This window comes from Clavibacter quasicaliforniensis, assembly GCF_051201715.1.
GTDB classification, from domain to species: domain Bacteria; phylum Actinomycetota; class Actinomycetes; order Actinomycetales; family Microbacteriaceae; genus Clavibacter; species Clavibacter seminis.
On the sequence record NZ_CP139624.1, the window covers coordinates 936,644 to 959,112 of the forward strand.

15 protein-coding genes, 1 tRNA gene and 1 other RNA gene are annotated in these 22,469 nt (G+C 73.8%); 9 read left to right on the top strand and 8 right to left on the bottom strand.

Features of this window, described 5'->3' with window-relative positions; all coding sequences use genetic code 11:
* Position 1: 1 nt before the first annotated feature.
* The 3 genes from NL142_RS04575 to NL142_RS04585 all read right to left on the bottom strand — a co-directional run bounded on the left by NL142_RS04575 (position 2) and on the right by NL142_RS04585 (position 1,982).
* Positions 2 to 439, bottom strand: coding sequence for a MarR family winged helix-turn-helix transcriptional regulator (locus NL142_RS04575; protein WP_194683156.1), 438 nt, complete (start codon positions 437 to 439; stop codon positions 2 to 4).
* Between the two features lie 124 nt (positions 440 to 563).
* Positions 564 to 899 carry a hypothetical protein gene (locus NL142_RS04580; protein WP_194683155.1) on the bottom strand — a complete coding sequence of 112 codons (336 nt, stop codon included), beginning with the start codon at positions 897 to 899 and terminating at the stop codon, positions 564 to 566.
* A gap of 126 nt (positions 900 to 1,025) precedes the next feature.
* The gene (locus NL142_RS04585; protein ID WP_435081145.1) at positions 1,026 to 1,982 is read right to left on the bottom strand and encodes a LysR substrate-binding domain-containing protein; all 957 of its coding nucleotides are present in this window, start codon (positions 1,980 to 1,982) and stop codon (positions 1,026 to 1,028) included.
* 81 nt (positions 1,983 to 2,063) lie between these two features.
* Between NL142_RS04585 and NL142_RS04590 the strand changes: the two genes are divergently transcribed.
* The 3 genes from NL142_RS04590 (at position 2,064) to NL142_RS04600 (ending at position 5,606) form a co-directional block, all read left to right on the top strand.
* The gene (locus NL142_RS04590; RefSeq protein WP_194683153.1) at positions 2,064 to 3,119 is read left to right on the top strand and encodes an aminotransferase class V-fold PLP-dependent enzyme; all 1,056 of its coding nucleotides are present in this window, start codon (positions 2,064 to 2,066) and stop codon (positions 3,117 to 3,119) included.
* Between the two features lie 131 nt (positions 3,120 to 3,250).
* Positions 3,251 to 4,486, top strand: a complete 1,236-nt coding sequence (locus NL142_RS04595; protein ID WP_435081146.1) for a multidrug effflux MFS transporter — start codon at positions 3,251 to 3,253, stop codon at positions 4,484 to 4,486.
* Between the two features lie 40 nt (positions 4,487 to 4,526).
* Entirely contained in the window at positions 4,527 to 5,606 is a 1,080-nt protein-coding gene (locus NL142_RS04600) for a heparan-alpha-glucosaminide N-acetyltransferase domain-containing protein (protein ID WP_435081147.1), read from the top strand.
* On the opposite strand, the gene NL142_RS04605 is transcribed toward NL142_RS04600, so the two are convergent.
* From NL142_RS04605 to NL142_RS04625, 5 genes are all read right to left on the bottom strand, one after another.
* Positions 5,603 to 6,514 (bottom strand): aminoglycoside phosphotransferase family protein, encoded by a 912-nt coding sequence (locus tag NL142_RS04605; protein ID WP_435081148.1) that lies wholly within the window; start codon positions 6,512 to 6,514, stop codon positions 5,603 to 5,605. The genes NL142_RS04600 and NL142_RS04605 overlap by 4 nt on opposite strands.
* Positions 6,511 to 7,161, bottom strand: a complete 651-nt coding sequence (locus NL142_RS04610; RefSeq protein ID WP_435081149.1) for a hypothetical protein — start codon at positions 7,159 to 7,161, stop codon at positions 6,511 to 6,513. Before NL142_RS04610 ends, NL142_RS04605 begins: the two co-directional genes overlap by 4 nt.
* A gap of 218 nt (positions 7,162 to 7,379) precedes the next feature.
* Positions 7,380 to 7,467, bottom strand: a tRNA-Ser gene (locus tag NL142_RS04615).
* A gap of 45 nt (positions 7,468 to 7,512) precedes the next feature.
* On the bottom strand, positions 7,513 to 10,296 hold the full coding sequence (locus NL142_RS04620) for a LuxR C-terminal-related transcriptional regulator (protein WP_435081150.1): 2,784 nt from the start codon (positions 10,294 to 10,296) through the stop codon (positions 7,513 to 7,515).
* A gap of 401 nt (positions 10,297 to 10,697) precedes the next feature.
* Positions 10,698 to 11,351: an SDR family oxidoreductase gene (locus NL142_RS04625; RefSeq protein ID WP_435081151.1), complete on the bottom strand. Its 654-nt coding sequence runs from the start codon at positions 11,349 to 11,351 to the stop codon at positions 10,698 to 10,700.
* Positions 11,352 to 11,436: 85 nt separating this feature from the next.
* Between NL142_RS04625 and ffs the strand changes: the two genes are divergently transcribed.
* The 6 genes from ffs (at position 11,437) to NL142_RS04655 (ending at position 22,464) form a co-directional block, all read left to right on the top strand.
* Positions 11,437 to 11,533: signal recognition particle sRNA small type (gene ffs, locus NL142_RS04630), an RNA gene on the top strand.
* A gap of 50 nt (positions 11,534 to 11,583) precedes the next feature.
* Positions 11,584 to 13,701 carry a phosphate acetyltransferase gene (gene pta / locus NL142_RS04635; protein ID WP_435081152.1) on the top strand — a complete coding sequence of 706 codons (2,118 nt, stop codon included), beginning with the start codon at positions 11,584 to 11,586 and terminating at the stop codon, positions 13,699 to 13,701.
* Between the two features lie 54 nt (positions 13,702 to 13,755).
* Entirely contained in the window at positions 13,756 to 14,946 is a 1,191-nt protein-coding gene (locus tag NL142_RS04640) for an acetate/propionate family kinase (RefSeq protein WP_194683145.1), read from the top strand.
* Between the two features lie 298 nt (positions 14,947 to 15,244).
* Positions 15,245 to 20,212 carry a choice-of-anchor G family protein gene (locus NL142_RS04645; protein WP_435081153.1) on the top strand — a complete coding sequence of 1,656 codons (4,968 nt, stop codon included), beginning with the start codon at positions 15,245 to 15,247 and terminating at the stop codon, positions 20,210 to 20,212.
* Between the two features lie 168 nt (positions 20,213 to 20,380).
* Positions 20,381 to 21,256, top strand: a complete 876-nt coding sequence (locus tag NL142_RS04650; RefSeq protein WP_435081154.1) for a DUF5819 family protein — start codon at positions 20,381 to 20,383, stop codon at positions 21,254 to 21,256.
* A complete protein-coding gene (locus tag NL142_RS04655; RefSeq protein ID WP_435081155.1) occupies positions 21,253 to 22,464 on the top strand; it encodes an HTTM domain-containing protein in 1,212 nt (403 codons plus the stop codon). Before NL142_RS04650 ends, NL142_RS04655 begins: the two co-directional genes overlap by 4 nt.
* Positions 22,465 to 22,469: the final 5 nt, after the last annotated feature.

The window sequence follows — 22,469 nt, forward strand, 5'->3', positions numbered from 1 at the left end:
CTCAGGCGTCGAGGAGCAGCTCGGTCATGCTGCGCAGGCGCGCCTGCGCGGTCGAGTCGGCCCCGCTGCGGTGGACGACGTCGTCGTGGACCTGCTCGGCGACCCGCAGGAGGTCCGGCAGGATCCCGCGCCCGCGCTCGGTGAGGGCGATGAGGAGGCGGCGCTCGTCGGCCAGGTCGCGCTGGCGCGTGATGTAGCCGAGGAGCTCGAGGCGCTTGAACAGCGGGGACAGCGTGCCCGGCGTGAGCTGCACGGCGTCGCTCAGATCGCCCGCGCGACGCGGGTCCTGTTCGTGCAGGGCGAGCATGACGAGGTACTGCGGGTGCGTGAGGTGGTAGGGCTTGAGCAACGGCCTGTAGAGCGAGATCACCGCTCGGGACGCGGCGGCGAGCAGCAGTCCCATGTCGCGGTCGAGCAGCGCTCCGTCGTGGTCCGTCATGTGTCCTCCTGGCCGTCTGCGAGACGCGTCCCCCGACGGCCTTATCCCTTCGGACGCTACTCCCGCGATCGAGCAGCGGCGCGACCCGGGTCCGCACGCACAGGGCGCGCGGAGGCGCGCGTCATCACTCGGTCGTGGGCGGCATCCACCCCTGCTCCATCTGGTGGCGTCGCACCTCGGCGACGGCGCGGTCGGCGTCGACCGGCACCGCGTCCCAGATGATGCCGGAGCCGTCGAGCCAGCCCAGCGCGAGCATGGCGTCGGCCAGGTCCTCCACGAACATCGCCACCGTCGTGCCGTGTGAGCGGATGAGGTCGCCGTGCAGGCTCCAGCCGAAGTAGGCGGACAGGTACCTGGCCTGCTCCGAGTGGCTGCGCTGCAGGTGCCGGTTCGATCGCTCGGTGGATCCGCCCGAGGCCTGGACCTCGTCCTGGAGCTCGTCGCCGTGCTCGTCCGACATGCGTCACCGTTCCTCCGCGTCAGGGTGCCCGCGGTGGACACCGGAGGCAGACCCCTCAGACATTACGGAGCGCCACCGACAATCCGCCAGGGGCGGCTGTCCTGGCAGCGTGCGAGCCGCGGGCGCTCACGCCCGGCGGAGCTCCCAGTCGCCGACGCGCAGCCGGACGAGCGCCGCGACGGCGGCGTGCACGGCGGGCGAGACGGATCCGCCCGGCGCCGTGACGACGTGGACGACGCGCTCGCCGACGCCGGAGATCCGCCGCCGCACGACGCCGCGGGGCAGGGGAGCGGTCGCGAGGGCGAGCGACGGGAGGAGCGCGACCCCGAGCCCTGCCTGGACCATGCCGACGGCCGCCGCGGCGTTGTCCGTCTCGAATGACGTCGCCGGCGCGAAGCCGCTGCGGGCGCACGCGCTCACGAGGTGGCGGCGGCAGCGCACGCAGCCCGCGATCCACCGGTCGTCGGCGAGGTCGTGGAGCGCGAGCGGGCCGCGGTGCCGCAGCGCCCGCGACTCCGGCAGCACGGCCCACAGCGTCTCGCGCCAGAGCGGCCGGGACTCGAGGCCGTCGAGGGAGCGCGCGCCCGGGTCGTCGGGGTCGTCCGGGTAGGCGAAGGTGACGGCGACGTCGGCCTCGCGCGCGCGGACCGCCGCGACGGCCTCGGGCGGCTCGGCCTCGAGGTAGCCGAACCCGAGGCGCGGGTGCGCCGCCGCGAGGCCGCCGAGGAGTCGCGGCACGACGGTCGACGACGCGGAGGGGAACGCCGCGACGCGGACGGTGCCGGCGCGGAGGCCCCGCAGGTCGTCGAGCTCGTCGGCGGCCTGGTCGATGGCGTGCACCACGACCTCGGCGTGCCTCGCGAGGACGCGTCCGGCCTCGGTGAGGACGACGCCGCGGCCTGCGCGCGCCGTGACGGGCACGCCGATGCGCGCCTCGAGGCGCCGGAGGGTCTGCGACAGGGCGGGCTGGCTGACGCCGAGGGAAGCCGCCGCCGCGGTGATCGAGCCGCGGACGGCCAGGGCGTGCACCGCCGCGAGCGCGGCCGAGTCGAGGTCGCGCGCGGTCGGGGGAGCGTCGGTCATGCGCGGAGCATAACGTGTGCTTATGGGACGCATGCCGGGCGGGGTCTTGCTCGATGGATCCGCCCTGGTCACGCTGGACGCATGACGACCGCGCCCCTGCCCGCCGACCTGCGCGACCTGTTCGAGGCCGGGCCCGGCTACCTGTCCGCCTGCACCATGGGCCTGCCCACGCGCGCGACGGTCGAGCGCCTGCGGGCCGATCTCACGACGTGGTCCGCCGGGGGATCCACCGCGCACGGCTACGGCGGCGTCGTCGAGGGCGTGCGCGCGTCGTACGCGTCGCTCGTGGGCGTGCCGGTCGGATCCGTCGCCGTCGGCTCGCAGACCGCCTCCTTCGTGAGCGTGCTCGCCGCCGCCGTGCCCGCGGGCGCCGAGGTGCTGTGCGTCACGGGCGACTTCAGTTCGCTCACGTACCCGTTCGTGGTGGCGGAGGCGCGCGGCGTCGTGGTGCGGCACGTGCCGCTCGAGGAGCTCGCGGCCGAGATCGGCCCGCGCACGCACCTGGTCGCGTTCTCCCTCGTGCAGTCCGCCGACGGCCGGGTCGCCGACGTCGCCGCGATCCGGGAGGCCGCGCGGATCCACGACGCCTTCACCCTCTGCGACACCACGCAGGCGGCGGGCGCCATGCCGATCGACGCGAGCCTGTTCGACGCGACCGCCTGCCACGCGTACAAGTGGCTCTGCGCGCCGCGCGGCGCGGCGTTCCTCACGCTGTCCGACCGCTACCGCAGGACCCTCGTGCCCGTGCAGGCGAACTGGTACGCGGGAGCCGACGTGTGGGCGTCCTGCTACGGGCCCGCGATGGCGCTCGCCGAGGACGCGCGCGCGTTCGACGTGTCGCCCGCGTTCGGAGCGTGGGTGGGCGCGGCTCCGGCGATCGCGCTCTTCGCCCGTCTCGACCTCGACGCCGTGCACCGCAGGAACGTCGAGCTCGGCGACCTCGTGAGCACGGGCCTCGGCATCGAGCCGCGCGGGCAGGCCATCGTCACCTGGCCGGACGCGGACGGCGCCGACCTCGCCTCCCTCGGGGCCGCGGGGATCGTCGCCTCGGGCCGCGCGGGCCGCGCGCGCATCGCGTTCCACCTCTGGAACGACGAGGACGACGTGGAGCGGGTCGTGCGCGCGCTCCGGCGCTGAGGAGCGGCCGCGCGGCGATTCCCTGGGCTGGGAATAAGCCGGGCGCGCGCCAGTTGGACTTCGAGGCGGTGCACGCGCACGCCCTCCGTCCTCCGGCGCCCCGCGCCCCCCTCATCCCGAAGGAACGCTCCGTGTCGTCTGCCGTCCTCCACCCCGGCGACGCGCTCTCCCGCCGGGAGCGCATCGTCTACATCATCGTGCTGGGCGCCCTCGTCGGCCTCGGGCCGTTCACGATCGACCTCTACCTGCCCGCCTTCCCGGTGATCAAGGAGCAGTTCGGCGTCTCGGACGCGGCCGTCCAGCTGACCTTGACGGGCACGACCGTCGGGTTCGCGCTCGGCCAGCTCGTGGTCGGGCCGTGGAGCGACCGGGTGGGGCGCCGGCTGCCGCTCATCGTCGCCACGAGCCTGCACATCCTCGCGTCGCTCGGCGCCGCGCTCGCGCCCGACGTCACCGCGCTGCTCGTCTTCCGCATCCTCCAGGGTGCCGGCGCCGCGGGCGGCGCGGTCGTCGCGATGGCCATGGTGCGCGACCTGTTCGGCGGCCGCCCGCTCGTGCGCATGCTCTCGCGCCTCGCGCTCGTGACCGGGCTCGCGCCGATCCTCGCGCCCGTCATCGGCTCGCAGCTGCTGCGCTTCGTCGACTGGCGCGGCGTGTTCTACGCGCTCACCGCCTACGCGATCCTCGTCGTGATCGCCGTCACCTTCTTCATCGTCGAGACGCTGCCCAAGGACCGGGTGCGCGTCGAGGAGAAGGGGACGCTGCTCCGCCGCTACCGTTCGGTGCTCGGCGACCGCGTGTTCGTCGGCGTCGCCCTCATCGGCGGGATGCAGTTCGCGGGGCTCTTCTCCTACCTCTCCAGCTCGTCGTTCCTGTTCCAGGACGTGTACGGGTTCGACGCGCAGCAGTTCGGGATCCTGTTCGGGATCAACTCGCTGGGGGTCGTGATCGGCAACCAGATCGCCGCCAGGCTCACGAAGGTCATCGGGCCGCAGTGGATCCTCGCGGGCGTCGTCACCGTGCAGTTCCTGGCGTCGGCGACGATCGTGCTGCTCGGGACGTTCACCGACGCGGGCCTGCTGGGCACGCTGATCCCGCTGTTCTTCTTCATCCTCGCGTGCGGCTTCGGCTTCCCCTGCGTGCAGGTCCTCGGCCTCGTCAACCACGGGCACGAGGCCGGCACCGCGGCGTCGCTGCTCGGAGCTGTGAACTTCGGGCTCGCGGGCGCGATCTCGCCCATCGTCGGCGTGATCGGCATCACCTCGGGCGTGCCGATGGCCGCGGTCATGGGGGCGTGCGCGGTCGTGTCGATCCTCTCGATGTGGCTCATCGTCCAGCCGCGGACGGTGCCGGCCCTCACCAACTGACGGCCGTCGACGGCCCGCTGCCGCTGGGTAGGGTGAGGCCATGAGCCCCGCCCGCGACCCGGCCCGCCTGCGGGGGATCGACGCCGCACGCGGCCTCGCCGTCCTCGGGATGATGGCGGCGCACGTCGCCGTGCCGCGGACCCTCGAGCTCGACGAGCCGGCGACCTGGCTCGCCATCACGGACGGCCGCTCCTCCATCCTCTTCGCGACGCTCGCGGGGCTGTCCATCGCGCTGATGTCGGGGCGCGACCGGCCGGCGGACGGGAGCGACCTCGCGCGCGTGCGCCTGCGGATCCTCGTGCGCGCCGCGTGCCTGTTCCTCCTCGGCGGGCTGCTGGCGTCGCTGCAGACGTACGTCGCCGTGATCCTCGAGGTCTACGCCGTGCTGTTCGTGGCCGTGCTGCCGCTGCTGCGCTGGCGCGCGTCGCGCCTGCTCGCGCTCGCCGGGGTCGCCGCCGTCGCGCTGCCGGTCGCGACCACCGCGCTCGCCATCCACTTCGACGCCGCCCTCATGCGGCCGGACCCGTTCGTCGTGCTCGTCGTCACCGGCCACTACCCGGCGCTCACCTGGGTGGTGTTCGCGATCGCGGGCCTCGGGATCGGCCGCCTCGCGCTCGGCTCGGCGCGCGTGCAGCTGCTGCTCGTGACCGTCGGCGCCGGGCTCGCCGTGCTCGCGTACGGCGGGTCGGCGCTCGTCGAGGCCGCGCTGCCCGCGCCGCCGCCGGGGTGGGAGTTCATCCTCTCGACGACGCCGCACGAGGGGTCGCCGTTCGAGGTCGTGGGATCCGGCGGGTTCGCCATCGCGGTGATCGGCCTGTGCCTACGCGTCGCCGCCCTCCTGCCTGCCGTGCTCGTGCCGCTCGAGGCGGTGGGGCAGCTCGCGCTCACCGTGTACGCGGTCCACATCGTGGTCATCGACCTCGTCGCGCCGGAGGGGGAGCTCATCGCGGACGACGGCGCGTACCTGGCGTTCGTCGTCGTGACCGTCGTGCTCTGCCTGCTCTGGACCCGGACCATCGGGCGCGGGCCGTTCGAGCGCGCGCTGGGCGCGGTCGCCGGGCGCGCGTCCGCCCTCGCGCCGCGCGGGACAGGGGAGCGCGAGCCGGAGGGCGCCAGCTAGAGCAGCGGGCCGGATCCCCCGCGGGCGTCGCGCGCGGCGGCCCCGAGCCGGCCGAGCGCCTCCACCCGGGGCAGGCTCGCGGCGTCGTCCACGTCCCACGCCGCGGACAGCGCGCACCACGCCTCCGTCCACGCGAGCACGGCGTCGAGGTCGGCGCCCGTCTCCTCGGCGACCACGCGCGCGCGGCGGGCCAGGCGTCCCGGGCGCAGCGCGATCGCGGGGGTGGGATTCGCGAGCACGTTCGCGGTGTCGAAGCCGGGGTCGCCGACGAGGGCCTTCGGGTCGATGGCGCGCCAGGCGTCGGCGTCAGCGTCGCCGTCGCTGTCGCTGTCGCCGAGGCCGTCGCCGTCGCCGAAGCGCAGGACGTTGCCGTGGTGGACGTCGCCGTGCAGCACGATGCCCGGCCCGGATCCGGCGAGCAGCTCGCGGGCGACGCCGGCGCCGCGGTCCAGGGACCAGGGGAGCGGGCGCGCGGGCTCGACCAGCTCGCGGAACCAGACGGTCAGCGGCACGGCCTCGGCGACCGTCGTCGCGTCCGGCGGGACGAGGTGCAGCCGGGCGGCGGCGCGGGCGAGGATCCGCGTGGCCCGGTCGTCGCGCGCGTCCGCGTCCGGTCCGTCGGCCGACGCCTCCCGCACGAGGACCCCCGGGTCGCCGGCGCGCGCCATGAGCACGGTGCCGTCGGCGTCCGACTCGAGCACGGGCGCGGCACCGCGGCCGGCCCAGGCGGCCATGAGCCGCCCGCCGCGCCGCTCCTCCTCCACGAGCGGCACCTTGAGCATCAGGCGCGCGCCGTCGCGGCGGACCGGGGCGAGCACGCTGCTGGCGGTGCGCGTCGCGGGGCCGTCCGGATCCAGCCGCCAGCGCTCGAGCAGAGGACGGAGCGCTGAGAGGGCCTGGTCCGTCACAGCCGGATCGACACGGGCACGCCCGTGAGCGCCATGATGCCGACGACGACGCCGATCACGCCCACGCCCAGGAGCACGAGCGCACCCGCCAGCGCGATCCGCGAGCGCTCGTACCAGGGGAGGATCCCGCGCCGGGCCCCGCGCAGCTCCGCCATCGTGAGCACCTTCGCCTGCTCCGTCAGCGGGAGGTCGAGGTCGGCCGCCATCGACCGCATGGTCCAGAGGTCGTACACGTGTCCGCTGAGGCGGAGGAGGAGCCGGCCGTCGACGTCCATGACGAACAGGCGCGGCTGCGTGTCGAGCGTGAGGCCCTGGTAGACGTGCACCACCAGGAGGTCGTGGACGATGCTGCCGCGGATGCGCGTGCGGCGCCCGAGGAAGCGGGACTCGACGTCTCCGGTGGCGTGCGAGATCCGCACGTAGGAGGTGAGGTACAGGCCGGCGAGCACGGCGCCCAGCAGCACGATCACGACCACGCCGAGGATCACGGCCGCCGCGTTCCCGGTGGGGACGGCGAGCACGAGGAGCGCCGCGCCCAGGGGGATCACGAGCGCGAGCGTGGCGAGGCCGAGCTGCCGGAGCAGCGCCGCGCGAGGGCGGATGAGCGTGCTCGCGCCCGCGGGGGGAGCGTCGCGGTCGTGCTGCACGTCGCCTCCGGTCGTCCGACGCCGTCGTCGCGTCTGCCGTCGTCCGGTGCGCCGCGCGCATCTCGGGACGGGCGGCACCCGCGGGTGCGGGCGGGACGACCGGTCCAGCCTAGGCGGGTGCCGGCTCGGCGGGCAGGGGCGCTATGGGGGACACGGGGAGCCCGCCGGGGTACACGAGAGCCCCGGCGGACCGGGGTCCGTCGGGGCTCTCGTGCGACTGGCGGAGGATAGGGGATTCGAACCCCTGAGGGCTTTCACCCAACACGCTTTCCAAGCGTGCGCCATAGGCCACTAGGCGAATCCTCCATGACGCGTGCCGCGGCGTCAGGAACGCGGCGGCACCCGTCGATACTACCTGCCCGCGACGAGGCTCGATGCACCAGGGGTGTCGAGCAGCCCCGCGAGGGCCCGACGCGAGGGCGCGCCGAGCTTGGCGCGCGCCTGGTAGAGGTGCGACTCGACCGTGCGCACGGACAGGAACAGGCGCCCGGCGATCTCCCGGTTGCTCAGCCCCTGGGCCGCGAGCACGCCGATCTCGAGCTCCCGGCGGGTGAGCATGCTCACGTCGAGGACGGGCGTGACCGTCGACGTCTCCGTCGCGGGCGCACCGCGGTCGATGCGCGCCTGGATCCGCCCGAGCGTCGCCCGCGCCTCGGTGAGGGCGGTCCCGGGCTCGCCGCCCGCCAGCATCCGGAGCAGGTCCTCGCATGCGGTCAGGGCCTGCTGGTGCAGGCCGGACTCCTCGAGCGTGCGGACGCCCTGCGCGACGAGCGCCGCGTCCGCCGTGCGGGATCCCTCCACGATCTCGGCCATGCCGTGCAGGGCCGGCACGTCGGTGCGCTCGCGCACCAGGCGGGCGCCCGCGACGAGGCGAGGGTCCGTGGATCCGAGCGTCCAGGCCCGGAACAGGATGCCCGCCCGGAGCGCGTGGGCGTCGCCGCTCAGGTCGCCCACGTCGAGGAGCAGCGTCGCCGCCTCCTCCGGCCGGCCGCGGGACGCGAGGATCTCCACGCGCACGCCCTCGGCGAGCATGCGCTGGTACGGGTAGCGCGGGTCGGCCCGGTGCGCGATCTCCGTCGCGATGCGCTCGGCCTCCTCCGTGCGGCCGCGGAGCGCGAGCACGCGGGCCCGCTGCATGCCGATCCAGAGCCGCCACGTGCCGATGTCCGGGCCGATCAGCCGGTCGTCCGCGAGGGTCAGCTCGGCCTCCGCCCGGTCGAGCCGGCCGAGGTCGAGGGCGACGCCGCCCGTGATGGCGCCGAGGACGGGGATGAACCACTGCGCGTCCTGCGCGATCGCCGACTCCACCCACGCGTCGAGCTCGCGCTCGAGGTCGGGCAGGTCGAGGCGGCACAGGCGGCGGCTGAACGCGCTCGCCGAGAGGAGCTCGAGGCGCGCCTCCTCGAGGAGGATGTCGTCGTAGGTCCCGCGGCGGTCGGAGCGGCGGGAGACGAGGCCGAGTCCCTCGTCGATGGCGTCGCCGAGCTCGGCGCCGCGCCCGAGGTGGCCGAGCGCGAGGACCACGGCGCGCTGGGCCCGGAGTCGCACGAGCGGGCTGGCCGTGACGGCGGAGGCGGCCCGGGCGGCGCGGAGCGCGGACTCCCACTCCATCAGCCCGAGCGACATGGCGGCGCCGATGACGGCCGCCTGCGCGCGCTCGTCGGGATCCGCGTCCGCGCCGTTCGCGATCCCGTCGAGCAGGCGGTGGACACGGTCGGTCCCCGGCATCGCGGCATGCGTCGAGAGGACGCGCCAGTGCAGCGCCTCGACGCGCTCGGCCGCGGTGAGGGACGTCGTGTCCAGCGCCTCCAGCACCTCCATCGCGCGCGCCGGGTTGCCGAGGACGGTCAGCGCGCGTCCCCGCTCGCAGGCCGCGTACGCGTCGGAGCCGCCGCGACCGGCGATCTCCGCGAAGGCCAGCGCGTCGTGCGTCATGCCGACGTCGTTGGCCAGCCGCGCGGCGACGAGGTGCACGGCGGCGAGGGTGTCCTCGCCGAAGCGCTCGACGGCGTCGCGGCGACCGTCGTCGGTGAGCGTGCGCGCGATGAGCAGGCTCTCCTTCGGGTTGAGCGGGACGCCGTGCGCCGCCTCCTGCAGGAGCGACCCGACGACGCGACGCGTGAGGGCGTCGACGGCCTCCGGGTCGGTGCGGGCGAGCGCGGCCTCGGCCTCCAGCAGGTCGGCACGGAGGATCCGGTCGCCCTGACCCTGCACGCGCGCGAGGCCGCGCGCGCCCAGCACCCGCAGGATCGTCTCGCCGAACAGCCGGGCAGCGCGCTGGTAGGGGACGCCGTCGAGGCGGGCGAGGAGCACGAGCGTGCTGCGCTCGTCGTCGTCGAGCATCGAGACGCGGGAGGAGACCAGCTCGAGGATCCGCGCGCGCGGCGCGTGCGGGCTCGGGAAGGCGTAGCCCGTGATGGTGCGCTCCGTGCCGTCCGACTCGAGCGCCTCGAAGGTCAGCTCGCGGACGAGGAACGGGCGTCCGCCGCTGCGCCGCTGGATCTGCACCCGCGTCGCCTGGTCGAGCGCGACCTGGCCCGCGATCGAGTCGATCATCGCGTCGACCTCGGCCGCATCCAGCGGGGAGAGGTCTAGCCGCTCGGCGTAGCCGTTCCGCCAGAGGCCGAGGATCTCGTGGGCCGCCTGCGCCGTGCGCACGGCCTGGTCCCCGCCGGCCTGGAGGTCCCTGGCGCGGAGGCGGCGGGGATCGCCGCCCGTGTCGTCGACGGTGACGAGCAGCGTGCAGCGCTCGCTCGCGCGCGCGTCGACGAGGGCGGCGCGCAGGTCGGGTGGCATGAGGTGCCCGTCGTCGATGACCACGACGGGTCGCGCGGCGGGGAGCGGTCGCGCGGTGCGGATCCCTGGCACCTCGTCGGTGACCCGGCGGAGGACGTCCGCGAGGTCGGGCGTGGAGGCGTGGGCGCGGATCACGGTGAGGCCGTTGCGCGTGAGGGCGTCCGCGACGCGACCGGCGACGTGGCTGCGACCCGAGCCGACGCTGCCGGTGACCACGGCGCTCGTGCCCGCGACGAGCCAGCGCTCGAGCGTCTCCAGGTCGCGCGCCCGGCCACCGCGGGCTGGCGGGCTCTCGACGCGGCCGCTCGACCGTATGTAGGTGTGCGTCATCTGCTTCATGTGACCCCCGTCGCGTCAAAGCGGTGGTCCGCGCCGCATCCCCCGAGGCTGCGCGGTCCTTGTGGGTACATCTTGCGCGGAATGCGGGGCTCCAGCCAGGCGAACCGACGTTTACTGATCGGATGGGTCGCGGAAATAAGTAGTCCGCACTGTGGGGGACACGTTCCGACGCTCCTAACGTCTCCTACATGTCCGGGCATGGGGATGCTCCGGACGGTGCGCTCCGGCGCACCATGCGTGCGACGCACGGGAGTACGACGGCTTCGGGTGCCGTCGACCCGACGCGTCGCCCGCGGCACGACCCGGGTGCCTCAGCAGGCCCGGAAGCGGATGACGGCACCCTCCGGGGAGGAGGGGGCCGTCATCCGGATCCACGCGGGTCGCGCGCCTGGCGGGTGCCGCTAGTAGCGCAGCCCCGCGATGGCCTCGGCGACGGGCTCCTCGCCCGAGATCGCCTCGAACTGGACGCGGACGCCCGTGCCGTCGATGAGCGCCGTCGCGACGATCTCGGCGACGTCGGCGCGCGGGATGGTGCCGCGGCCCGTGGACGTGCCCACCTGGATCCGGCCGGTGCCCGCGTCGTCGGTGAGGCCGCCGGGGCGGACGATGGTCCAGTCGATGTCGCGGGCCCGGAGGTCGGCGTCCGCCTCGGACTTGGCGCGCTGGTAGATCTCGTACGTGTCGTCGCTGTCGGGGTCGAAGCCGTCGACGGCCATGGCCGAGATCATGACGTAGCGCGTGACGCCCGCCCTCTCGGCGGCGTCGGCCAGCAGGATCGCGCCGTCGCGGTCGATCGTGAGCTTGCGCTCGGGTCCGGAGTCGGGCCCGCCGCCGGCCGCGAAGACCACGGCGTCGGCGCCGCGGAGGGCCTCGGCGACCTGGTCGACGTCGCTGTTCTCCAGGTCCAGCACGAGCGCCTCGGCGCCCGCGTCGGCGAGGTCGGACGCGTGGTCCGGGTTGCGGACGATGCCGACGGGCTGGTGACCCTGGTCGGCGAGGCGTCGTTCGAGCAGTCGGGCGATCTGGCCGTGTCCTCCGGCGATGATGATGCGCATGCCGTCCACGCTACGCCCGCCGCGGTGACCGGCTCCTGGGCGCCGCCGCCCGCCCGACCGGGCTCCCGCGTCGGGTACACTCGGTGTCGGCTCCTCGCGTGGTGCCATCCAGGTGAACTCCCCCAGGGCGGAGACGCAGCAAGGGCAGCCGGGCTCTGGCAGGTGCGCGAGGGGTCTTCTCCTTTTAACAGGCGCGGGCTTCCGCGCAGGCGACGCCCATAGGCTTGCGCGCATGGCTCGGAGCATCTACATCACGTCCGCCGAAGGGCACTCGGGCAAGTCGACGGTCGCGCTGGGCGTGCTCGACACCCTCACCCACCAGATCCAGCGCGTGGGCGTGTTCCGTCCCATCGCGCGCTCCATCGAGGAGCCGGACTACGTTCTCCAGGCGCTGCTCGCGCACGACGGCGTGGACCTCGACTACGACGAGTGCGTGGGCGTCACCTACGACGACGTGCACGCGGATCCCGAGGCCGCGCTCTCGCGCATCGTCGAGCGCTACAAGGCCGTCGAGGCGAAGTGCGACGCGGTCGTCATCGTCGGCAGCGACTACACCGACGTCGGCAGCCCCACCGAGCTGTCCTTCAACGCGCGCATCGCCGCGAACCTCGGCGCCCCCGTGCTCCTGGTGCTCACGGGCCGCCGCGCGGACGAGACCGGCGGCCGCAGCCCCGACGAGATGCGCCAGATCGCGGACCTCGCCGTCCCCGAGCTGGTCACCGCGCACGCGGCCCTGCTCGGCGTCGTCGTGAACCGCGCCGACCCCGAGCAGCTCGACGCCATCACGGCCGCGATCCCCGCCGCCGTCCCCGCGTCGCTCCAGGCCCGGGCGCCGCACGTGCCGGTGTGGGCGATCCCGGAGGACGCGTTCCTCGTCGCCCCCACGGTCGCCGAGCTGCTCGACGCGGTCGACGGCACGCTCGTCAAAGGCGACCAGGCGCTCCTCAGCCGCGAGGCGCTCGGCGTGGTCGTCTCCGCCATGTCGATGGAGAACGTGCTCGCGCGCCTCACCGAGGGCGCCATCGTCGTGATCCCCGGCGACCGCAGCGAGGTCCTCCTCGGCGTGCTCACGGCGCATGCCTCCGAGACCTTCCCCACGGTCGCGGGCATCGTGCTGAACGGCGGGTTCGCGCTGTCGCCCACCATCGAGACGCTCATCGCCGGGCTCGACCAGACCCTGCCTATCATCTCCACCGAGCTCGGCACCTACGAGACCGCGAAGCGCATCACGCAGACCCGCGGCCGGCTCTCGCCCGAGTCCACCCGGAAGATGGACACGGCGCTCGCCGCGTTCGAGCAGCACGTCGACACGTCGCGGCTGCTCGAGCTGCTGGACGTCAGCCGCTCCGACGTGGTGACGCCGCTCATGTTCGAGTACGGCCTCATAGAGCGCGCGCGGAAGGCGGGCAAGCGCATCGTGCTGCCCGAGGGCACCGACGACCGCGTGCTGCGCGCCGCCGGCACGATCCTCAGCCGCGGCATCGCCGACGTCACGATCCTCGGCGAGGAGATCGAGGTGCGCTCGCGTGCCATCGGCCTCGGCATCGACATCGGCCGCGCGACCGTCCTCAGCCCGTTCGACGCGGTGCTCCGCGAGCGCTTCGCGGAGGAGTACGTGAGGCTCCGCGCGCACAAGGGCATGGTGCTCGACATCGCGCGCGAGACCGTGACGGACGTGTCCTACTTCGGCACGATGATGGTGCAGCTCGGCCTCGCCGACGGCATGGTCTCGGGTGCCGCGCACACGACGGCGCACACCATCCGGCCGGGCTTCGAGATCATCAAGACCACCGAGGGCGTCTCCGTCGTCTCGTCCGTGTTCCTCATGGCGCTCGCCGACCGCGTGCTCGTGTACGGCGACTGCGCCGTGAACCCGGATCCCACGGCCGACCAGCTCGCCGACATCGCCATCTCCTCGGCCGAGACCGCGGCGCAGTTCGGCATCGAGCCGCGCATCGCGATGCTGTCGTACTCGACGGGGGAGTCGGGCGCCGGCGCCGACGTGGAGAAGGTGCGCCAGGCGACGGCGCGCGTGCGGGAGCTGCGGCCGGACCTCGCGGTCGAGGGCCCCATCCAGTACGACGCGGCAGCGGACGCGGCGGTCGCGGCGACGAAGATGCCCGGCTCCGCGGTCGCCGGCCGCGCGACCGTGTTCATCTTCCCGGACCTCAACACGGGCAACAACACGTACAAGGCCGTGCAGCGCTCGGCCGGCGCGGTCGCCATCGGGCCCGTGCTCCAGGGGCTCCGCAAGCCCATCAACGACCTGTCGCGCGGCGCGCTCGTGCAGGACATCGTCAACACCGTCGCCATCACCGCCATCCAGGCCGAGGGGATCGAGGCGGGCTGAGCGCCCGTCCGTCCCGCCCGTCCGCTCTCGCACCCGCCCCGTCAGGAGAACCCCGTGCCCGTCGTCCTCGTCGTCAACTCCGGATCGTCGTCGTTCAAGTACCAGCTCATCGAGATGGACACGGAGTCCGTGCTCGCGTCCGGGCTCGTGGAGCGCATCGGCGAGCCGACCGGATCCACGCGTCACAAGGCAGGCGGCGACTCGTGGGAGCGCGAGCTGCCCATCGCCGACCACACCGCCGGGTTCCAGGCGATGCTCGACGCGTTCGCCGAGCACGGGCCGTCGCTCGACGAGGAGCCGCCCGTCGCGGTCGGCCACCGGGTCGTGCACGGCGGCGACGTGTTCGTCGAGCCGACCGTCGTCACCGACCGGGTGAAGGCCGACATCGACGACCTCTCCGCGCTGGCACCGCTGCACAACCCGGGGGCGCTGCAGGGCATCGAGGCGGCGCAGACCGCGTTCCCCGACGTCCCGCACGTCGCCGTCTTCGACACCGCGTTCCACCAGACGCTGCCGGCCGAGGCGTACACGTACGCCATCGACCGGGAGCTCGCCGCGGCGCACCGCATCCGCCGCTACGGCTTCCACGGCACGAGCCACAAGTTCGTCTCGGAGGCCGCCGCGCGCCTGCTCGGGAAGCCGCTCGAGGAGACGCGGATCATCGTGCTGCACCTCGGCAACGGCGCGTCGGCCGCGGCCGTGCAGGGCGGGCGCTCCATCGACACGTCCATGGGCCTCACGCCGCTCGAGGGCCTCGTGATGGGGACCCGCTCCGGCGACATCGACCCGGCGATCCTGTTCCACCTCGCCCGCCACACCGACCTCGGCCTCGACGACCTCGAGACGCTGCTCAACCGGAGGAGCGGCCTGCTCGGGCTGACCGGCCTCGGCGACATGCGCGACGTGCAGCGCGCGGCGGCCGACGGCGACGAGGCCGCGCAGACGGCGCTCGGCGTGTACCGGCACCGGATCCGCCACTACGTCGGCGCGTACGCGGCCCAGCTCGGCGGTGTCGACGCGGTCGTCTTCACGGCCGGCGTCGGCGAGAACAACCCGCTCGTGCGGCGGCGCTCCCTCGCGGGCCTCGAGTTCATGGGCATCGGGATCGACGACGACCGCAACGAGCTGATCAGCTCCGAGGCGCGCTTCGTGAGCCCCGAGGGATCGCCCGTCGCGGTGCTCGTGATCCCCACCGACGAGGAGCTCGAGATCGCCCGGCAGTCGCTGGCGGCGACCGCGGGCTGACCGCCCACCCCTCCGCGCGACCTCCGCGCGCGCCCCGAGGCCCGTGATCCGACCGGATCGCGGGCCTCGCGTCGTGCTGCCCGGCCGCGCGGATCAGTAGCGGCACTGGGATCCCTACTGACCCGACCGCGTGGTCCGCGACCCCGCACACCAGTGCCGCGCAGTGTTGTCCGCCCCGCGAGCGGATGCGAGCCTTCGATGACCGTGGGTGTGGTGGGGGCCGCCCCGCGGGACGCACGGCTGCGCCCCACGAGCGCGGCCGGCCATGCAATCGAGGGGAACGCACATGGCACTACACATGCCCAGCCGCAGAAGCAGGCTGGCGACCGCGACGGCCTTCGGGCTCGCCGCGGCGATCGTCGCGTTCGGGGGCACCGCGCCCGCGAACGCCGCAGCCGGGGACACGGCGGAGGCCGAAGGCCGCTTCCTGACCCTGACGAACGTCCCGCAGGTGCTCGCCCTCGACGGCGCGTACACCTCCTACGGACCCGGCGACACCGCCGCGCAGGTGGAGAACGCGCCGTTGGACGTGGACGTCCTGAACGGGCTCGCGGACGCGCAGCTCTCCGCCGGCGTCACGCTCGGATCCCTCCTCGACCTCGACCAGGCGGCCGCGGCCGGCGCGCTGCAGCAGTACGCGTCCGCGGGACCGGCCGGCGCCACGGGCGCGGCCGGAGCCGTCTCGGACAGCGGGGCCATCACGGTCGGCCAGGGCGGCGGGCAGCAGACGGTCATCGACCTCGGCTCGACCATCGCCTCCGTCGGCGCGCAGGACACCCTCTCCGACCTCTCGCTGCGCTTCGGCGCCATCTCCTCCACCGTCACGTCGACGGGCACGGGGACGCCGACCTCGGACTACGACATCGCGTCGGCGGAAGCCGTGCTCACGAGCCCGCTCGTGACCGAGATCGCCGCGCGTCTCGCCACCGCGGTGAACGGCATCGCGCCCGGCATCGCCGGCTCGGTGGACGTCTCGGCCGCCACGGGCCCGCTCCTCCAGCGCATCCTCGGGGAGAACGTACTGACCTCGACCCTCCGGGTCGGGACCCCCACCGTGACCGCCACGGCGAACGTCAACACGGTCGCCGTCGTGCAGGCCGTGCTGGCCCAGCCCCTCACCAACGCCGACGGGACGGTCTCGATCGACGTGTCCGCCGGCACCATCACGGTGGACCTCGACCGGATCGAGGCCCTCAATGACCGCGCGCCCGGCACCTCGGTGCTGAGCTCGGCGCTCCTCGCGGGCGCCGTGGACTCGGCGATCACGAACATCTTCTCGGACGTGCTGCCGAACCGCCTGGCGAGCGCCCTGCGTGCCTCCACCACGGTGAACGTGGCGGTCACCGCCCCGCTCACGACGGGCGTCCTCAACGCGAACGCGGGAACGCTCGGCGTGGACGTCAACCTGTCGCTCGACCGCCTCCTCGGCGGCACGACGGGCACGGCGCCCACCATCAGCCTCGCGCGCACCGCGCTGCTCCCGCCGCTCAACGCGACGGTCGACCTCACGCTGCTCGCGCCACTGTTCGACGGCCTCGTCACCGCGCTCCTCGGCTCCAACGCCACCACCTCGCTGCTGCCGGCCATCGGCACCGCGCTGACCGGCGTCAGCACGGGGGTCATCACCACGCTGGCTCCCGCCTTCCCGGTCGTCGACCAGGTGGTGGGCCTCACGGTCAACGAGCAGTCGCCCGACTCCTTCGTCGACGCGGACGGCGTGGACGCCGGATCCTCCTCGGTGACCGCGCTGCGCGTCACGCTCCTCGGAGACGGGCCGACCGTCGACCTGGCCCGCTCGACCGTGCGCGCCGTCGCCGCTCCTGATGCCGACGACGTGACCATCACGACGCCGACGCCGAACCAGGTGATCGAGCTGCCCGCCGGGGAGACGACCGCCGTCGTGCCCGTCAGCGGCACCGCCGACCCCGACGCCGAGGTCACCCTGACCGTCGGCGGCCAGACGGTCGGACCGCAGCCGGTCGGCCCCGGGAACACCTACACGCTCACCCCGCCTGCCCTCCCGGCCGGCACCTACACCGCGACCGTCACGCAGACGATCGACGGCCAGGCCGCGGGCTCCGAGACGGTGACCTTCACCATCGCCGCGGCCGCCACGGACATCACGATCACGACGCCCACCGCGAACCAGGTCTTCCTGACCACCGCGGCGGACCCGACGGTCGACGTGCCCGTGGAGGGCGCGGCGGACGCGCGCGCCTCGGTCACCGTGACGATCCCCGGCCAGACCGCGCAGACAGAGCTGGTCGGCGCGGACGGCCGCTACGACGTGGCGTTCGCCGACCTCCCGGTCGGCACGTACACGGCGACGGCCACCCAGTCGATCGACGGCGTGGCCCGCGGCACGGAGACGGTGACCTTCACGGTCGGCGCCCCGGCAGCCGGGATCACCATCACCTCGCCGGGCGACGACGACCTGATCCTCAGCGCCGGCGCCGTGCCGACGGCCGACGTCCCCGTGACCGGCGCCGCCGACCCGCGTGCCAGCGTGACGGTGACCATCCCCGGACAGGACCCGCAGACCGAGCTCGTCGGCGACGACGGGATCTTCGACGTGGCTTTCGCCGACCTCCCGGTCGGCACCTACACGGCCACCGCGACCCAGACCATCGGCGGCGTCCCCGCGGGGATGGACACGGTGACCTTCTCGGTCGTCGCGCCCGCGGTGGCCGTGGTCATCGACGCCCCGACCGACGGGCAGGACTTCCAGGTCCCGGCCGGCGGGAACGCGGTGGACGTGACCGTCAACGGCAGCGCGGACCCGCGCGGATCCGTCCTCATCGCGGTGACGGGCCAGACCCCGATCACGCAGGTGGTCGGAGACGACGGGCGCTTCGAGGCGACGTTCCCCGGTCTCACGGCGGCGGGCTACACCGTCACCGTGACGCAGACCGTGGCCGGCACCCTCGCGGGCAGCGACACGGCCGACTTCACCGTCTCCATCGCGGGCGTCGACCAGGTCGTCATCCTGACGCCCGGCGACGGCGACTTCATCCCGCTGCCCGACGGGGACACCACCGTCGCCGTCCCGGTGACGGGCACGGCTGACCCCGACGCCACCGTCACCCTGACGGTCGGCGACGTGACGACCGGTCCGGCCGAGGTGGACGACGACGGCGACTTCACGCTGACGACGCCCGCCCTGCCCTCGGGCACCTACACGGGCACCGTCACGCAGACGATCGGCGGCGTCGCCGTCGGCACCGACACCGTGACGTTCACGATCGGCGTGCCGGTGGTCATCGAGTCGCCGTTCGACTTCCAGACCTTCCCGCTCAACGGCGGGGCGACCACCCGGGACGTGCCCATCTCCGGCACGGCCGACCCGCTGGGGACGGTGACGGTCTCCATCGTGGGGCTCGACCCGATCATCACGGAGGTGGACGAGGACGGGAACTACTCGGTGACGTTCTTCGGCCTGGAGCGCGGATCCTATGAGGCGATCGCGACCCAGACCATCGGCGGCGCTCCTGCCGGCGACGATACGGTCGAGTTCGACGTCGGCGTGGACGGCGAGGAGGGGGTCGACTCCGACCAGGCGGCGGCCATCGACGTGGACGGCGACGGCACCGACGGCACCGATGGTGCTGCTGACGCTGCCGGCACGGATGCGACGGATGCTGCTGGTACGGACGCGACGGATGCTGCTGGTACGGACGCGACGGATGCCGCTGGTACGGACGCGACCGACGCTGCTGGCACTGACGCGACCGACGCTGCTGGCACGGATGCGACGGATGCTGCTGGCACCGACGCGACGGATGCCGCTGGAACGGACGCGACCGACGCTGCTGGCACGGATGCGACGGATGCTGCTGGCACCGACGCGACGGATGCTGCTGGCACTGACGCGACCGATGCCGCTGGTGCGGATGCGACGGATGCTGCTGGCACCGACGCGACCGATGCCGCTGGTACCGACGCGACCGACGCTGCTGGCACGGATGCGACGGATGCTGCTGGCACTGACGCGACCGATGCCGCTGGCACCGACGCGACGGACGCTGCCGGTGCGGACGCGACCGACGCTGCTGGCACGGACGCGACGGACGCTGCCGGTGCGGACGCGACCGACGCTGCTGGCACGGACGCGACGGACGCTGCCGGTGCGGACGCGGCTGATGCTGCTGGCGCTGACGCGGCTGATGCTGCTGGCACCGATGCGACCGATGCTGCTGGCACGGATGCGGCCGATGCCGCTGGCACCGACGCGACGGATGCTGCTGGCACCGACGCGACGGATGCCGCTGGCACTGACGCGACCGACGCTGCAGGCACTGACGCGACCGACGCTGCAGGCACGGATGCGACGGATGCTGCTGACACGGATGCGACGGATGCTGCTGGTACCGACGCGGCTGACGCCGCTGGTACCGATGCGACGGATGCTGCTGGTACCGATGCGACGGATGCTGCTGGCACCGACGCGACCGACGCCGCTGGCACGGATGCGACGGATGCTGCTGGCACCGACGCGACCGACGCTGCCGGCACCGATGCGACGGATGCTGCCGGCGCTGACGCGACCGATGCTGCTGGCACCGACGCTGCTGACGCGGCTGGTACCGACGCTGCTGACGCGGCTGACGCCGCTGGCACGGACGCGACGGACGCTGCCGGTACGGACGCGACCGATGCCGCTGGCACGGACGCGACGGACGCTGCCGGTACGGACGCGACCGATGCCGCTGGCACGGACGCGACGGACGCTGCCGGTACCGACGCGGCTGACGCCACGGACGCCGCCGACGCGACCGACGGATCCACCGACGGCAGCGACGCCCCCACCCGGGCGGTCGTCCGCTTCACGGAGATCGTCCGCGGGAGCGGTTCGATGCAGATGGTCGACGCCTCCGGCTTCCTCCCCGGCGAGACTCTCAACGCGACGGTGTTCTCCACGCCGAAGCCGCTGACGCCGATGATCGCGGATGCCGATGGACGTGCGACGTTCATGTTCGAGATCGGTCCGGACTTCGAGCTCGGGGACCACCGGGTCGAGGTCGTCGGGGTCGACTCGGGCATGGCGGAGGAGATGATCACGCGGTTCCGCGTGGTGGGATCCACCGTCCCGGCGGGCGGGCCTGGCACCCCGATCAACGGCGGCGGCTACGGCGGCGGCTACGGCGGCGGGATCCTCCCGGTCACCGGAGGCGACGGCGACGGGATGCTGCTGCTCGGCGGCATCGCGCTCCTGATGATGCTGACCGGCGCCGGTGCACTGCACCGAGGCCGCAGCCGACGGGCGTGATCCGCTCGAGCTGAGCGCGAGGAGGGCGGGCGGTCCGGCGAGAGCCGGGCCGCCCGCCGGATCCGCTTCCGGGGCCCTCCGCACGACAAGCACGACCCGCGCGACCAGCACGACCAGCACGACCCGCACCACGAAGACCCACCCGACGCACGAGGGGGACGGCTCACGATGACCGACACGACCCACCACGACCCGGACGTCGACGCCGACGTCATCCCCGGCGCAGACGACGACGCCACTCCGTCCACGCCGCCGACCGTCGATCCCTCCCCGCCCGCGGATCCCGCGCCGCCCGGCCTCACGCGCGCCGCCCGCATCGGCACGGCCATCGCGGCCTTCGTCGTCGTGGTCTACGTGGCCACCTCGATCCTCATGGTCGTCCCGCAGAGCGGCGCCACCCGCGCGCTCACCGCCGCCGCGCGCCCCTACTTCAGCCAGCAGTGGAACGTGTTCGCCCCCTCGATCCAGAAGACGAACCGCTACCTCGAGATGCAGGCCCAGTGGCGCGACGACTCGGGCGCCCTCGTGAAGAGCGAGTGGGTGGACATCACGCGCGCCGAGTACGAGGCGGGGGAGGGGCGGATCCAGTCCTCGCGCACCGTGAAGCAGAGCGCGAACCTGCTCAAGACCTACACGGAGCGCTTCCGCGGGCTCACGCCCGAGCAGCAGGTGATCGTGCAGGACACCTTCATCCGCCGCGCGGACACCGACTCCGGGTTCGCGGCCAAGACGGCCGTCTCCCTCATCGACCAGCTCTCCGCGCTCGACGAGGGGAGCCGCGGCCGCGTGATCACGATGCTCCGCGCCGACTACGTGCTCAAGGAGTTCACGACCTACTGGTCCACGGCCTGGTTCGGCCGCGACATCGAGCGCGTCCGCTGGCGCGTGGTGACCGAGCGGCCGAACGACTTCGCCCACCGGGCGAACGACCAGCAGCAGTTCGCCCCCTCCACGCGCACCTTCGGGTGGCGCGAGGCCGACGACGTGATCGACCCCCAGGCGCTCAGCGTCTACCAGGGGATCGTGGAGAGGTACGCACGATGAGCGCGAGGACGCACGAGCCCACGTCCACCCCGAAGGCCGCGGCGGCGGGATCCTGGGCGGGTCGCACCCGGACGGCGCGCGCCGTCCCCAGCGCCCGCGCCGCCCGCGTCCGCCGGCTGCTGCAGGACCGGGAGCTCCTCACCGCGCTCCGGGATCCGCGCGGCTGGCCCCGCGGCGTCGCGACCTGGATGACCGAGCGCGAGCACGCCACCTACAGCTTCGCGGCGCTCCGCATCACCCTCGGCGCCGTGATCCTGATGGTGCTCGTCACCTGCTTCGCCGACCGCCACTACCTGTGGGGCGTCGGATCCCGCTTCATCGACCCCGAGGCGTCCCGCCGCGGCTGGCTCCCGCTCTTCACGGGCCTCTTCTCCAAGACCGACGCCACGCTCTTCGACCTCGCCTACCTGGTGCTCGTGGTGCTGGCCGCGCTGTTCACGCTCGGCTGGCGCACGCGCATCTTCACCCCGTTCCTCCTCCTCTTCTGGATCGGCCTGTCGACCAACAGCACGCTGCTCACGAACGGCGGCGACACGGTCCTGCGCATCACCCTCTTCTTCGTGCTCTTCGCCGACCTGTCGCGGCACGTGTCGCTGGACGCGGTCCGGCGGCGCCGCGAGCTCGAGGCGGGCGCGCCCCGCCGATCACCGGGTCGCCACGTCGATGCGGTGCGGTCGCTCGTCGATCGGATCCCGCGGCTCGTGCGCGTGCTCCTGCACAACACGGCGCTGGTGCTCTGCGCGTACCAGATCATGCTCGTGTACGTGAACTCCGCGATCCTCAAGCTGCAGGGGCCGGAGTGGCGCGACGGATCCGCGACCTACTACTCGCTGGTGATCGAGGGCTATCGGCCGTGGCCGTGGCTCAGCGACGCACTCGCCCAGGCGAGCGTCGGCGTGGTGCTCGCGAGCTTCCTCGCGGTCGCGTTCCAGGGCCTGTTCCCGCTGCTCATCCTGTGGCGGCCCACCCGCGTCGTCGCGCTCGTGGTCATCACGGGCATGCACGTGATGATCGGGATCCTGCTCGGCCTCTGGCCCTTCTCGCTCGCGATGATCGCGCTCGACTTCCTCTTCATCCGCGACGCGACCTGGCGCGAGGGGCTCGCGCTCGCCCGCCGCGTCCGCGAGGAGGCGCCCGGCCGGCTCCGCGAGCTGCGCGAGCGCCGCTCCTCCCCAGCCGCGCCGGCCGAGGTCCCCGCGGAGAGCTGACCGAC

Coding starts and splice junctions, on each gene's coding strand:
- NL142_RS04620 (WP_435081150.1), bottom strand. CDS start 10,296: ATGAAGCAGATGACGCACACCTACATACGGTCGAGCGGCCGCGTCGAG.
- NL142_RS04580 (WP_194683155.1), bottom strand. CDS start 899: ATGTCGGACGAGCACGGCGACGAGCTCCAGGACGAGGTCCAGGCCTCG.
- NL142_RS04585 (WP_435081145.1), bottom strand. CDS start 1,982: ATGACCGACGCTCCCCCGACCGCGCGCGACCTCGACTCGGCCGCGCTC.
- NL142_RS04590 (WP_194683153.1), top strand. CDS start 2,064: ATGACGACCGCGCCCCTGCCCGCCGACCTGCGCGACCTGTTCGAGGCC.
- NL142_RS04655 (WP_435081155.1), top strand. CDS start 21,253: ATGAGCGCGAGGACGCACGAGCCCACGTCCACCCCGAAGGCCGCGGCG.
- NL142_RS04600 (WP_435081147.1), top strand. CDS start 4,527: ATGAGCCCCGCCCGCGACCCGGCCCGCCTGCGGGGGATCGACGCCGCA.
- NL142_RS04625 (WP_435081151.1), bottom strand. CDS start 11,351: ATGCGCATCATCATCGCCGGAGGACACGGCCAGATCGCCCGACTGCTC.
- NL142_RS04575 (WP_194683156.1), bottom strand. CDS start 439: ATGACGGACCACGACGGAGCGCTGCTCGACCGCGACATGGGACTGCTG.
- NL142_RS04645 (WP_435081153.1), top strand. CDS start 15,245: ATGCCCAGCCGCAGAAGCAGGCTGGCGACCGCGACGGCCTTCGGGCTC.
- NL142_RS04650 (WP_435081154.1), top strand. CDS start 20,381: ATGACCGACACGACCCACCACGACCCGGACGTCGACGCCGACGTCATC.
- pta (WP_435081152.1), top strand. CDS start 11,584: ATGGCTCGGAGCATCTACATCACGTCCGCCGAAGGGCACTCGGGCAAG.